The sequence below is a fragment of the Anaerocolumna aminovalerica genome (assembly GCF_900115365.1).
Taxonomy (GTDB): domain Bacteria; phylum Bacillota; class Clostridia; order Lachnospirales; family Lachnospiraceae; genus Anaerocolumna; species Anaerocolumna aminovalerica.
Window position 1 is genome coordinate 59,344 of sequence record NZ_FOWD01000024.1, and the last position, 13,110, is coordinate 72,453.

Genomic DNA, 13,110 nt, shown 5'->3' on the forward strand with positions numbered 1-13,110 from the left:
GCATTGGTGTAATTGTTATGGCGAACAATAGAGAAATAGATTATGAAAGGTCTCAGGGAGGAAGGGTTTTAAAACGTCTTTTGGCATATGCAAAACCTTACTGGCACTGGATGGCATTTGCTTTCCTGCTGGTTCTGGGGATTACCGGGCTGGAACTTCTTCGACCTATTTTAATAGGAGAGGCTATTGATAAATACATTGGAAACGGAAATTTTCAGGGAGTTCAAAAAATAGCTCTGATATATTTAATCGTATTGGTATTAAGTTTTGTATTCAACTTTCTTCAGACCTGGATACTTCAAAATACTGGTCAAACTATTATATATAACATCAGACAAGAAGTATTTGAACATGTACATAAGTTGTCACTGCGATTCTTTGATATAACACCGGTAGGCAAAATCGTTACCAGGATTACCAATGACGTTGAGGCCTTAAATGAGATGTTTGCCAATATACTAGTTAAACTCCTTAAGAATATTGTAAAAATCATTGGTATTGCGGTGGTTATGCTGTCTATTGATTTGAGAATGTCAATTTATTCTTTTATATTACTGCCATTTATAATTGGATTAACGGTTTTATTTAAATCTATCTCCAGAGCCACCTATCGTGTGGCAAGAACAAAAATAACCGCCATAAATACTTACTTATCGGAGCATATTACCGGAATGAAACTGATTCAGATCTTTGCAAGAGAGCAGGAAAAATATAAAGAATTTGAATATAAGAGCAAGGATTTGTTTCGTGCTAATTATAGAGAAATGATGGTGTTTGCAATCTTTCGCCCATCTATTTATATGCTTTCTATCATTTCATTGGTTATTATCATTGGAGTGGGCGGAGATTCTGTATTAAACGGCACTATTAGCATGGGTACTTTATATATCTTTATTCAGTATATAGGATCTTTTTTTGAACCCATACAAGATCTTGCAGAACAATTAGGAACTATGCAGTCTGCCATGGCTTCTGCTGAGAAAATCTTCTATATATTAGATGAAGAACCGCTGATTACCAATCCGGAGAAACCTGTCATATTACATGAGGTAAAGGGACGAATTGAATTTGAACATGTATGGTTTGCCTATGAAGGTGAGAACTGGATATTAAAGGATGTAAGTTTTGTAATTGAACCAGGACAAAAAATTGCTTTTGTAGGAGCAACCGGAGCCGGTAAATCCTCTATTCTGAACCTTATCGGAAGGTATTATGATATACAAAAAGGTAAAATTACCGTGGACGGAGTGGATATAAAAGAAATGGATACAGATCAGTTACGGGGTGCAATTGGACAGGTGCAGCAGGATGTATTCATATTTACCGGAGACATTAAGAGTAATATCCGTTTGAAAGAAGAGGGAATTACGGAGGAAGAAATAAAGGCGGCGGCGGTCTATGTAAATGCCTCCAGGTTCATTGATAATTTGGAACATACCTATGATGAACCGGTAACCGAAAGGGGAGCTACCTTATCTGCCGGTGAAAGGCAGCTTATTTCTTTTGCCAGAACATTAGCGTATAATCCTTCTATTTTGGTAATGGATGAAGCCACTGCTAATATTGACACAGAAACAGAGCAGTTGATTCAAGAAGCTTTGAATAAGCTGATGGAAGGAAGAACAACCATTATGGTAGCTCATAGACTGTCCACTATTCAGCATGCTGATAAGATCATTGTTATGCATAAAGGAAGAATTCGAGAATCCGGTACTCATCAGCAGCTTTTAAATCAGAACGGAATTTACAAGAAGCTGTACGAATTACAATTACAATAAATAATTGGAAATTCCTTGACAAAGACATAAGTAATATAATATAATTTACAAAATATCAATTTGCACTGCATTATAATCTACAGTACAAACTGAGCAGGCGATGAATCAAGATATTCTCTGATTCATGGGGCTGGGCCGTTTATACGGCAGCAGATGAGTGTTACACATCTGTGGGACAGTAGTATGTTCCATAGGTGTGTTTTTTTATAATAAAGTAAAGAAATATATCGTTTATTTATAAACTGGAGTAAAAAAATATAATTATAAAGATATTTGAAAGGAAAAATAATCACATGACACAGTTGTTGGTAAAATTATTTATAAAAGATTATGATAAGGTGGAACAGTCTAGTGTACGTACCGCTTATGGAGTGTTATCCAGCGTTGTAGGAATTATATGCAATATTATCCTTTTTGGAACAAAATTAATTATAGGATTTTTAATAAATAGTATATCCGTAACGGCAGATGCTTTTAATAATTTATCCGATGCAGCTTCCTCCATTATCGGTTTTATCGGTGTTAAACTGGCAGAAAGACCGGCAGATAAAGAGCATCCTTTTGGACACGGCAGATTTGAATATATATCTGCATTTGTAGTATCCTTTTTAATTCTGCAAGTTGGTTTTTCTTGTTTTAAAAGTTCCTTTACTAAGGTAATAAATCCGGAAAATATTGGATTTAGCTGGATAATGGTAATTATACTAGGAATATCCGTTCTTATAAAACTATGGCTATCTATTTTTAATAAAACACTGGGAAAACGTATTAATTCCAGCGTAATGAAAGCAACTTCCGCGGATTCCTTAGGGGATGTTTTGATTACATCTGCAACAGTTATATCTATCATTATTGGAAAAGTAACCGGCCTTGCTATTGATGGATGGATGGGTTTAATTGTATCTGTATTTGTACTGATAGCAGGATTTAATATTGCTAAGGATACCTTAGAGCCTTTGTTGGGTGAGGCAGTTGACCATGAAATATATCAGTCCATTACTGATATGGTAGAAAGCTATGACGGAATAATAGGAAGCCATGACTTGATTGTCCACAACTATGGTCCTTCTCATATCATGGCAACCATACACGCGGAAGTTCCCAATGATGTTAATCTGGAAGAAATTCATGAGATTATAGATTCTATTGAAAGGGATATATTAAGAGAAAAGGGAATCTTTATTGTTATTCATATGGATCCTATAGAAATTAATGATTCTAAAGTGCTGGAGAAAAAAAATATGGTTATTGGCATTGTTAAGGAACTGGAACCAAAAGCAACCATCCATGATTTTAGAGTTGTAAATGGTGAAAATCAGATCAATCTGATTTTTGACTTAGTAGTTCCCTACTCTTATAGTGAGCTTCAGGAACAGGAGCTGCTGTTTAAAGTAGAAGAAAACATCCGGAAAATAGATTCGAAATATCAGTGTGTTATCACTATTGAGAACAGCTATATAGCGGATAAAAAAGATAATTGATATCTTTTATATTTTATATACAGCCTATGAAGAAGGAGTTTGTTATATTAAAGGTTTAAAAAACGGAGGAACCCAAAACTTAAGTGTTTGGATTCATCCGTTTTTAAAAAAGCAATACAATTTTTATTCTATAATAGAACCATCCGGAGATATGGTAACCACCTGCCATGGAATCATTTTACCGCTATTCTTTAATGCGGTAGTAACAGCATTTACAATTCCTCCGCAGCACGGAACAGTCATACGAACTACAGTTATGTTCTTTATGTTATTGTATCTTAATATTTCTGTTAATTTCTCTGAATAATCTACCTCGTCCAGTTTTGGACAACCAATTAAAGTAATTTTGTTTTTCATGAACCTGTTATGAAAATCTCCATAAGCGAAAGCGGTGCAATCAGCTGCAATAAGCAGATTTGCATTATCAAAATAGGGAGCATTTACCGGAACTAATTTTATCTGTACAGGCCATTGATTTAACATGGAAGCAGGTGCTTCATACTTTTCTTCTTCTAATTTTTCTTTTCTTTTTTCTTGACTGTGATTGATGATATTGGCCTGTGAACCGGGACACCCTGGGAAAACAGGAGCATCTGGAACCGATTTTTTCTTTGCCATATTTCTTAGCACTTCTTCTTCGTTATATTCTAAAGCCTCTCTTTCTTCAAAGCTTATGGCATTCACGGGACAAACAGGAAGGCAGTTACCAAGTCCGTCACAATAATCATCACGGAGGAGGGTTGCTTTGCCATCTACTAAACCTATAGCTCCCTCATGACAGGCACTTACACATAAGCCGCAACCGTTACATGCTTCTTTATCAATGGTTATAATTTTTCTTATCATATATATTTCCTTTCTATATGGTAATCATTTATTACATAGTGTGATTTATATCAGGGTGTGTCTGATTATAAATAAGCAGGCTTTATAATTCTTTTATTTTAATGTTCTACTATATAGTACAATACTTTTAATAAAATATCAGTTGCATTTGCAACAAAGTATAAATATAATAAGAAAAATATAGTAACATAGTTTTAATTACTTTTATGAAGGAGAAAAGTATGAATCTGAATATAAAAATTCTTGAAAAAGTTTCGCTGTTTTCGGGAATGAAAGCAGCAGATATTGAGTCTATATTGGAATGTTTAGACAGCAAAGAAAGAATATATGGGAAACATCAATGCATTATTCAAGCAGGAGATGAAGTTCCGGCACTTGGTATTGTCATAACGGGACGTGTACAAGTAATAAGAGAAGATATTTTAGGAAACCGAATGCTTGTAGCAGGGCTTGGCCCTGCAGATATATTTGCCGAATCCCTGGCAAGTGCAGGTGCTAAATCCAGTCCGGTAAGCGTGTATGCCAACGAGGATACCACAATTCTTTGGCTCTATATTAAGAGATTGGTATGCACTTGTTCGGCTTCCTGCCATTATCATAGCCTGTTAATTGAAAATTTACTTCAGTTGCTGGCAAAGAAGAATCTGTTTTTAAACAATAAAATGGAACTGCTTTCAAAGCGAACTATTCGGGAGAAAATTATGACATTCCTGCTTTCAGAAGGAAAAGAACAAGATTCCTCATCTTTTGATATTACTATGAATCGTAATGAAATGGCAGAGTATCTATGTGTAGACCGAAGCGCTATGTCAAGAGAGTTAAGCAAGTTACAAGAAGAAGGGATAATTCAATATAAAAAAAATCATTTTAATATATTGGTGGATTCCCAGGTCATAGATTACAATTAAAATCAATTAAAGTCTTTGATAAAATGTCCCTGCTGAATAGTAAATTTGCTTGAAAATAAATAATAATACTATGAAATATATTCCATTGTTTGAATAATATAGATTATTTACTATATTGTGCTAAATAATTACGAAAGAGTTAAAAAAGTATTACAAAAGTATTAAGAAAATCTGGACAAGTGAATTAATTTGTAATATAATACAAGTATTACATGAAATGACAGCAGGAGGAATAGACATGAGGAAAAAACACCTAAGAGGAATCATGATATTAGGAATGACTATATCAATGGCTTTCAGCCCGATTAGTGCATCAGCGGCTTTATTAAAAACAGGAACAAGAGGCAGTCAGGTTCAAAAAATTCAAATGGCATTAAAGAATTTGGGATATTTTGATTATAATGAAGCTACCGGATATTTTGGAAAAATTACAGCCAAATCTGTTCGTTTATTCCAGATTGAAAATGGTCTGGAAGTTGACGGAATTGTAGGTGAAAATACATGGAATGCTTTAAAAGAACAAATTGATATGGATGAGTTATTAGAAAAATATGCTTTGGAACAAAATGGTGCATTGGATTGGTTTAGCGAAGTACAGTACATATGGCCAAGAAATGCCAATGCTAATGTAACAGACGTAGAAACAGGTATAACATTTCAATTAAAAAGAACCTTTGGAACCAATCATGCAGATGTAGAACCTTTAACAAAACAGGATTCTATGAGCATTAAATCTATATGGGGAGGTTGGAGCTGGGAAAGAAGAGCTGTTGTGGTAGAAGTTGACGGAATGTTATTAGCCGGCTCTATGACAGCAATGCCACATGCAGGAGTTGATAATGCTCCGGCTATTAAGGTAGTTAATAACAGAAGCGGTAATTATGGAAGAGGTCAAAATTTAGATCTTGTTAAAAATAATGGCGTTAACGGACATATGGATATACATTTTAAAAACAGCCGTACCCATGGTACTAATGTAGAGCAGGCCTCACATCAGAACATGGTTAAAAAAGCCAGTAAGTACATAGCAAAAATAAATTAATATTGTATAAGTGAATAAATCGACAAATTGTCATTCTTAGCCTATATTTATTTAAATTGAAATGAGAAGCCATAATATGAAATATATGATTTTTACAAATTTAATTATGCCAAGAATGACAATTTTTTATATTTATATAGCAGGAATATATCATATTAATAAATACAGCAGTCTTTGTAGGGTGTCTTAAAATAGGTATTAATTATAGTGCAATCAATAGGAAACCTTTTCAAAGTAATCTTGTAATTTAACAGGGCCTGCAAGCACTTCCCGGCCTACATAAAGAGTTTGATCTTTTCTGGTCATAAAGCACCATTTTATAAGGGATATTTCCCCGTCCTGAATCTCTATGGCAGTTATACATCTTGGATGTACACAGCTTCCATCGTTAAAATAAAGTGGTTCTCCTAACTTTGGAAATACCGGTCTGTGAGTATGTCCGGTAATAATCATTTGTCTTTCTTTTTTTGCCCAGTCTACCAGGTATTTTTCAAGTAGATTCTTTTTTTCGTGGTTTTTAGAAGCGCTGGTAGGATCCCTAAAGCCTATCAGTTCAAGAGGTCTCCACAGGTATCTAACTAAAAATCTGCTTAGTTTCCATAAATTATAATTTAAAAAGTCAACTTGATGACCATGGGTAAGGAAAATTTTGTTCCCGGTATCTGTATTTTTGAGTATTAAACCCTCATGAAATTTTATGTTAGGAAACAAAGGAACACGTTTCTTTATACTTTCATCGAAAAAGGTACTACATTTATAAATAACATAATCGGATTTCTTCTTAACCATGTCATGATTTCCGTAAAGCATATATAATCTGTCCTTACGGTAAAACTTTGATAAAAGCCAAAATACATTGCTGTATGTGGAAATTATTTGCTCCAGGTTTCTGTTTTCCCATAATTCATCGCCGTCACCAAGTTCTATATACGTAAACTTCTTTTTATAATAAAAATTTAAAGCTGCAAAATATATATTTTGGTTGCTGGAAAAATTATCTCCCCAGCTCCCGTCTCCTCTATGGCAATCGCTCATAATAACGATTTTTGAAGAATTATTAAACTGTATTTCTTGTGAGGAATGAAATACTTTAGTTAATGGTTCTAATTTGGACACTATGCCACCCCTTTCATAGTTTAACGATTTAGAATATCATTTTTTTGTATAAAATTTCTAATAGTATCATACTCACCAAAGAACTGTCTTGATTTGCCCATATTTAAAATATGGCGATACATTTTAGGCTCTTCATTCTTTAGATATTCCAATTTCTTTAGAGTGTTTTCATAACCTTTTGTTAAAACCTTGTACGCATTACAGTTTTGTTCATTGTTTTTCTGCATTAAATATTCGGTTAAGGGAATTCTGGTAAATGGTTGTTTGGAATGAGGTTTATCAAAGGTCAAGCTTACTGTATTATTAATTATAGTAAGATCCTCCTGGGTATACCCTACAGCTAATAATTCATTGACAAAGGCATCCCGCATTTCACTATCTCTTAAGGTTATTTCAATATCCACAACCAACTCGGAAGGATGTGAGAATTCCCCAAGTTTAAAGGCGGTCAACCACCAATGTAAACCACTGACCTTATACAATATTTCATCATTCTTTCTTAAGACCATGGACATTTGCAAAAAATCCTCATCTTTTGCACTTTGATAAAAAGTACCGTTGAAAAACCCTGGGATATCAAGGTCTGGGCCTGTTGTGGTATAGATACCAATTTCACTTCCGGTAGTCATACCGTATTGGCCTTTCCAAAATTCAATCATCCATTTCTTTCCGCCATATTCAAAGCGTATAGGTTCGCAATCTATGACTAAACTTATAGTTACTGCCATTTCATCATACAGCTGGCAATATCCGAAACTTCGCTGCCAACCGTTCATGATAGAATAAAAGATGTCTTTCTCCGGCATATAGGCAAATCCATAAGTAGCAAGCTCTTCATTGAGTAAATTCACTTTATCAATACTGCTGTTCTTATCAGGAATAGGATTCTTTATGACTTCCAATGCAGTTTCTTTACGAATTTCTTTTCTTCGTATTAGCAAAATAGTCACTATTATTTCAAAAACACATACTAATAATATAAGAGCAGCAATATAGATGGGGTTAGGAATAATGACACCAAGGGGAAGGGGCATCTTTGATGCTATTTCTACAATATAATTATACAAAACAATCTGGCTCCTTTCATATATATTGTGATGTATTATAATATTCTAAGAATGGGAGCTATGTTAATGTATTTAGAAATATAAATAAAGGAAATGAAAGTATTTTAAAGAATTTTCTCGAGAAATGGGGTTTGAGTTACAGTTTTCAATATACTGAGTCAATAATTCCACTAGATTTTTAGAGATGAATCAGGCATCTAACACACAGCTAAAAATAATTTGACCTACGTAATAGGGGCGGATATATATTTCATGTGACTATGGAAGTTTTGTAGATTCTTAAACATTACTAAAGCATTAGAACCATCGAACTTTCCTGTAAAACAGAAATACATAGCTGCCTATACTTACGTAGGTCAGATAGTCGATATTAGGTAAAATTATATACAACGTATTATTTATTTCTTCTCTAATTTTTTGTCCACCTTTTCAAGGACTATAACGAATAGAGTAATTACAATGATTACTGTAAATATACCAAGCATTCCCATACCCATTATTTGAAGAGAAGTTTTAAAATTCTCAAGCATATTTTATCTCCTTCCTTTTTTCGGGTTATATGAATTTACTGATTAGCCCGATAATAATACCGCCGGCTACAACAGAAGCAATCTGGCCAGATACATTTGCTCCAATTGCATGCATTAATAAATGGTTAGTGGGATCTTCCTTGATAGCCATTTTTTGAACTACACGGGCAGACATAGGAAAGGCGGAAATACCAGCAGCACCAACCATTGGATTGATCTTTTGTTTCCGGAACAAATTGATCAATTTTGCAAACATAACCCCGCCAATGGTATCAAAGATAAATGCGACTAATCCTAAAACCAAAATTAACAAAGTATCTACGGTTACGAACTCTTCTGCTTTCATACTAAATGCAATGGTGATTCCAAGGAGTAAGGTAATTAAATTGACCAATGCATTTTGGGCTGTATCTGAAAGGCTGTTTAATACTCCGCATTCCCTAAGCAGATTTCCAAACATCAAAAATCCTACAAGTGCAACGGAAGCTGGAGCTACAAGTCCGGCTATAAAAGTAACAACGATAGGGAAGATGATCTTTACTCTTTTTGAAACAGAAATAGGATTATAGGGCATACGAATCATTCGTTCTTTTTTGGTGGTAACTAATTTTATTGCCAGGGGTTGTACTAATGGAACCAAAGCCATATAGGAATAAGCAGCAACAGCAATGGGCCCTATGTAATTGGAATGTAGTATTTTGGAAACAAGTATAGAAGTTGGACCGTCTGCAGCACCAATCATAGCTATAGAAGCGGCATCTTTTAAATTAAAATTTAATAAAGTGGCTGCACTTAAAGTGAAGAATATACCGAATTGTGCTGCAGCACCAAATAGAAACATAACTGGGTTTGAAAGAAGGGGGCCAAAATCTATCATGGCACCAATTCCAATAAATAATAAAATTGGAAATGCTTCAGATGCATCAATACCTACTTTAAAAAGCCATTCAATAATACCTTGAACTTCTCCGATTCCAGGCAGCGTTTGATTCAAAACACCAGAGCTAGGCAAGTTGACCAATATGGCTCCGAATCCCATAGGTAAAAGTAAGGAGGGTTCATAACCTTTTACGATTGCCAGATAAATCAACAGGATCCCTACAACGTACATGATTAATTGTGGAACAGTAATTGCTCTAATGCCTTCAAGTAAAAATTCCATAGCAATTTCTCCCTTCTAGAATGGTATAAATTATTAGATATAGCATTCAGAGCATAAAAATAACCTGTATCCGGAAAAAAGGATACAGGTTTTGTCATTCTCTAAACCAGAACATGAATCACGAATACCTTTTTTCTTTGGTAAAATTCTTTGCTGGTAATGTTTCATTGCATAATTTAGTAAAAAAATAGAATAATATTAGACTAACTAAATTAACTGCTCCACTATATCAAATTACTTTAACAGTAGCATAAATGAGAGAAAAAGTCAATCTAAAAGTGGTTCTTTTTGACAAATATAACTGTAAGTTTTGAAACAATGGTTCATTGTTTTGACTATTTTTATTTACTATCAGAAAGTGTTATGATAAACTTCAATTATAGGTAAAAGAAAGGTATGTGGCAAAGGACATCATGTCGGGAAGGTTGAAAGAATAATATTCTTTCAGCCGGAGATTTGTGCTACATACAAAGTCACCTGGTTTTGAAAGGAGTATGGTAATAAAAATGGGAAAAATTTATGAATTTGAAGCCGAAATAAAAAAAGTTCCCCATATTGATGGTGCGTATGTTGAGATTCCTTTTGACGTAAAAGTAGAATTTGGAAAAGGAAGGGTTCCGGTATCAGCTACTTTTGATGGGGAACCTTACGAAGGAAGTTTGGTTAGGATGAAAACACCATGTCATATAATAGGTATCCGAAAAGATATTAGAGCAAAGATAGGAAAGCAACCGGGAGATACCATTCATGTTACCATAACGGAGAGAGAAAAGTAATGGTAAAGAAGAATAAAAGAAAAAGATGCTGTTTGCATTCAGCAGGGAGATTTCATGATACGAGATATATTTGATAATATTAAACAGGGACAGGATGTAAGGCAAAATTTAATAAAATTAAAAGCTGAATTAAAAGAAGAGTCTCAAAGGGCTTCATTGTTATATTACATGGGAGGAGACTATTCTATTTTAGAGGAACTGTTAGCCCATGAAGATGCTAAAGTAAGGAAGAATACAGCTTTAATCATAGGAGAGCTGAAGATACCTGCTTTCCTTGATAAATTGTATCAAGGGTATGAAACAGAAACCCAACTTTTTGTAAAAAGTGCTTATTTAACAGCCATGAAAGGCTTTGATTATACAAATTTATTGCCGGATTTGAAAAAAAGATGGAATAATCTAAATCATATGGAGGCAGAGGAATCCAATAAGAAACATATACAGGAAGAAATAAGATGCCTTTCTGACCTTATTATAGCTAAGGAAGGAATTGTAAAGCATAAATTTATCGGATATGATGTACCCTCCAAAATGGTATTACTTACAAACAGAAATTATAAAAATATTACTTTGGACCAATTGAAAGGGATACAGGCAAAAGAGTTCAATGCAGGGATTATTCTTAAAACAGATCAGTTAAGAGAAATCCTTGATATACGTACTTATAGTGAATGCTTATTTATATTGGATGATTTAAAAACATGCAAAATGAATGTAGAAGAGGCAGCTAGTGCTATTGCTGGCAGCAGTCTTATTGAATTTTTAAACAAAAGGCATGAAGGAACGGAACCATATTACTTTAGAATCGAATTAAAAAGTAAACTGCCTTTGGATAAAAAAAGTGCCTTTGCCAAAAAGTTAGGGACAGAAATAACCAGACTGTCAAACCAAAAACTAATAAATTCTGCTTCAAATTATGAATTTGAATTAAGGCTTATTGAAAACAAAGAAGGGAATCTTAATGTATTGGTTAAGCTATACACATTAGAGGATAAAAGGTTTCTCTACAGAAAGAATGTTATAGCAGCCAGCATCCAACCGGTAAATGCAGCATTTTTAGCAGAATTGGCAAAAGAATATTTGAAAGAAGATGCACAGGTTTTAGACCCTTTTTGTGGCGTGGGAACTATGCTGATTGAGCGTAATTATCTGGTGCCGGCAAATACTATGTATGGATTGGATATTTATGCCGAGGCCGTATGTAAGGGTAAAGAAAATGCCAAAGAGGCTCATACTATTATACACTATATCAATAGAGATTTCTTCGATTTTAAACATGAGTATTTATTTGATGAGATATTTACTAATATGCCCAGAGCTATAGGTAATAAGGAAGAAGATGAAATATTCAATATTTATCGAAGATTTTTTAAAAAAGCACCAGAACACCTAAAATATGGGGGCGTCATTATTATATATACCCATAATCGGGATTATGTTAAGAAACTGGCAGATAAAAATATTTATCGTATGGAAGCAGAATATGAAATATCGAAAAAAGAGGGAGCATACTTAATGGTAATACGATATATGGATAAAACTTCAAAAGAATAGCCGGCAAATGATTTGGAAGTTCTCTGATACTATAAAACAGAGGCTTCCAAAGTTTTTTACCTTTAAAGACCAGGTAAATTCTATTTGACATGGAGCTAAAACTTTGCTATAGTGTAACTGTGTATTTTAGATGTATTATTGATTTCACATATTTTTGTAAGTCATTAAGTCGTTTAATGCTTTACAAAAATATGTGATTTTTTTAAACACGAAATATAAATAAATATTTAGGAGGTATCTTTCATGAATAAAGGTACAGTAAAATGGTTCAACGAACAAAAAGGATTTGGTTTTATTACAAACGAAGACGGCGGAGATGATGTGTTCGTACATTACACAGGAATCGCTTCTAACGGTTTTAAAACTTTAGCTGAAGGCCAAAGCGTTACTTTTGACATTGTTAAAGGTGAACGTGGAATGCAAGCAACTAATGTTTATGTAGCTTAATCTTTATAGGTTAAAACAGAATGGCCTCATGGGTAATGATAAATTACCTATGAGGTTATTTTTTTATTTATTATTAGGAAATTCCTCAAATCGAAAAAATAGTGTATAATAGAGTAGAAATAAAAAATGGAATAACAAAAGAGCGAAGGGTGCTACTTCGCCATGACTTTGTTTTATGAAGTTTTTTGTTTTTGATTCGAACTGCGCTATCTGACATTTGAGGAAGAATCATGGAAAGTGGATTTATCCATATCCCATAGACTTTCGATATTGTTCAAATAGTGCAGTTTTTTTATGGTACACTTCTAGAACCAACATAGAAGCACCACACTCAGGACAACGAAGAGGGTCATATCCAAACGTTAGAAGAATGGATTGTTGCCAATCAAGTAAGGAACGTAAG

At 33.9% G+C, this 13,110-nt stretch carries 12 protein-coding genes, 1 pseudogene and 1 riboswitch; of the genes and pseudogenes, 7 read left to right on the forward strand and 6 right to left on the reverse strand.

All coding sequences use genetic code 11. From position 1 onward, the window contains the following. Positions 1 to 17: 17 nt before the first annotated feature. Positions 18 to 1,778: an ABC transporter ATP-binding protein gene (locus tag BM183_RS13535; protein ID WP_091687419.1), complete on the forward strand. Its 1,761-nt coding sequence runs from the start codon at positions 18 to 20 to the stop codon at positions 1,776 to 1,778. 79 nt (positions 1,779 to 1,857) lie between these two features. Further along, positions 1,858 to 1,959: riboswitch (NiCo riboswitch) on the forward strand. 112 nt (positions 1,960 to 2,071) lie between these two features. After that, positions 2,072 to 3,259, forward strand: coding sequence for a cation diffusion facilitator family transporter (locus BM183_RS13540; RefSeq protein ID WP_091687406.1), 1,188 nt, complete (start codon positions 2,072 to 2,074; stop codon positions 3,257 to 3,259). 123 nt (positions 3,260 to 3,382) lie between these two features. On the opposite strand, the gene BM183_RS13545 is transcribed toward BM183_RS13540, so the two are convergent. Next, complete coding sequence (locus BM183_RS13545; protein ID WP_091687407.1) at positions 3,383 to 4,105, reverse strand: ATP-binding protein; 723 nt, start codon at positions 4,103 to 4,105, stop codon at positions 3,383 to 3,385. A gap of 221 nt (positions 4,106 to 4,326) precedes the next feature. On the opposite strand from BM183_RS13545, the gene BM183_RS13550 reads away from it, so the two are divergent. Both BM183_RS13550 and BM183_RS13555 read left to right on the forward strand, forming a co-directional pair. Then, entirely contained in the window at positions 4,327 to 5,013 is a 687-nt protein-coding gene (locus BM183_RS13550) for a Crp/Fnr family transcriptional regulator (protein ID WP_170848008.1), read from the forward strand. A 238-nt stretch (positions 5,014 to 5,251) separates the two neighbouring features. Further along, entirely contained in the window at positions 5,252 to 6,055 is an 804-nt protein-coding gene (locus BM183_RS13555) for a peptidoglycan-binding domain-containing protein (protein WP_170848009.1), read from the forward strand. Positions 6,056 to 6,268: 213 nt separating this feature from the next. Here BM183_RS13555 and BM183_RS13560 read toward each other — a convergent pair whose 3' ends face one another. The 4 genes from BM183_RS13560 to BM183_RS13570 all read right to left on the reverse strand — a co-directional run bounded on the left by BM183_RS13560 (position 6,269) and on the right by BM183_RS13570 (position 9,930). Then, positions 6,269 to 7,171, reverse strand: a complete 903-nt coding sequence (locus BM183_RS13560; protein WP_170848010.1) for a metallophosphoesterase — start codon at positions 7,169 to 7,171, stop codon at positions 6,269 to 6,271. A 20-nt stretch (positions 7,172 to 7,191) separates the two neighbouring features. Continuing rightward, positions 7,192 to 8,238, reverse strand: coding sequence for a DUF4474 domain-containing protein (locus BM183_RS13565; RefSeq protein WP_091687410.1), 1,047 nt, complete (start codon positions 8,236 to 8,238; stop codon positions 7,192 to 7,194). A gap of 398 nt (positions 8,239 to 8,636) precedes the next feature. Beyond that, positions 8,637 to 8,768, reverse strand: a complete 132-nt coding sequence (locus tag BM183_RS21295) for a hypothetical protein (RefSeq protein WP_276326334.1) — start codon at positions 8,766 to 8,768, stop codon at positions 8,637 to 8,639. Positions 8,769 to 8,793: 25 nt separating this feature from the next. Then, on the reverse strand, positions 8,794 to 9,930 hold the full coding sequence (locus BM183_RS13570; RefSeq protein ID WP_091687411.1) for a sodium ion-translocating decarboxylase subunit beta: 1,137 nt from the start codon (positions 9,928 to 9,930) through the stop codon (positions 8,794 to 8,796). A gap of 506 nt (positions 9,931 to 10,436) precedes the next feature. Here BM183_RS13570 and BM183_RS13575 point away from each other — a divergent pair. The 3 genes from BM183_RS13575 (at position 10,437) to BM183_RS13585 (ending at position 12,707) form a co-directional block, all read left to right on the forward strand. Further along, a complete protein-coding gene (locus tag BM183_RS13575; RefSeq protein ID WP_091687412.1) occupies positions 10,437 to 10,706 on the forward strand; it encodes a DUF1905 domain-containing protein in 270 nt (89 codons plus the stop codon). Positions 10,707 to 10,760: 54 nt separating this feature from the next. Then, positions 10,761 to 12,260, forward strand: a complete 1,500-nt coding sequence (locus tag BM183_RS13580) for a TRM11 family SAM-dependent methyltransferase (protein ID WP_091687413.1) — start codon at positions 10,761 to 10,763, stop codon at positions 12,258 to 12,260. A gap of 243 nt (positions 12,261 to 12,503) precedes the next feature. Further along, positions 12,504 to 12,707, forward strand: coding sequence for a cold-shock protein (locus BM183_RS13585; protein ID WP_091687414.1), 204 nt, complete (start codon positions 12,504 to 12,506; stop codon positions 12,705 to 12,707). Between the two features lie 243 nt (positions 12,708 to 12,950). On the opposite strand, the pseudogene BM183_RS21690 reads toward BM183_RS13585, so the two are convergent. Next, positions 12,951 to 13,110 (reverse strand): annotated as a pseudogene (locus BM183_RS21690) (IS91 family transposase); the annotation flags it as partial.

Bases quoted from the DNA above. Each gene is read 5' to 3' on its own strand.
- BM183_RS13575 (WP_091687412.1), top strand. From the start codon at position 10,437: ATGGGAAAAATTTATGAATTTGAAGCCGAAATAAAAAAAGTTCCCCAT.
- BM183_RS13540 (WP_091687406.1), top strand. From the start codon at position 2,072: ATGACACAGTTGTTGGTAAAATTATTTATAAAAGATTATGATAAGGTG.
- BM183_RS13550 (WP_170848008.1), top strand. From the start codon at position 4,327: ATGAATCTGAATATAAAAATTCTTGAAAAAGTTTCGCTGTTTTCGGGA.
- BM183_RS13570 (WP_091687411.1), bottom strand. From the start codon at position 9,930: ATGGAATTTTTACTTGAAGGCATTAGAGCAATTACTGTTCCACAATTA.
- BM183_RS13535 (WP_091687419.1), top strand. From the start codon at position 18: ATGGCGAACAATAGAGAAATAGATTATGAAAGGTCTCAGGGAGGAAGG.
- BM183_RS13580 (WP_091687413.1), top strand. From the start codon at position 10,761: ATGATACGAGATATATTTGATAATATTAAACAGGGACAGGATGTAAGG.
- BM183_RS21295 (WP_276326334.1), bottom strand. From the start codon at position 8,768: ATGCTTGAGAATTTTAAAACTTCTCTTCAAATAATGGGTATGGGAATG.
- BM183_RS13545 (WP_091687407.1), bottom strand. From the start codon at position 4,105: ATGATAAGAAAAATTATAACCATTGATAAAGAAGCATGTAACGGTTGC.
- BM183_RS13585 (WP_091687414.1), top strand. From the start codon at position 12,504: ATGAATAAAGGTACAGTAAAATGGTTCAACGAACAAAAAGGATTTGGT.
- BM183_RS13555 (WP_170848009.1), top strand. From the start codon at position 5,252: ATGAGGAAAAAACACCTAAGAGGAATCATGATATTAGGAATGACTATA.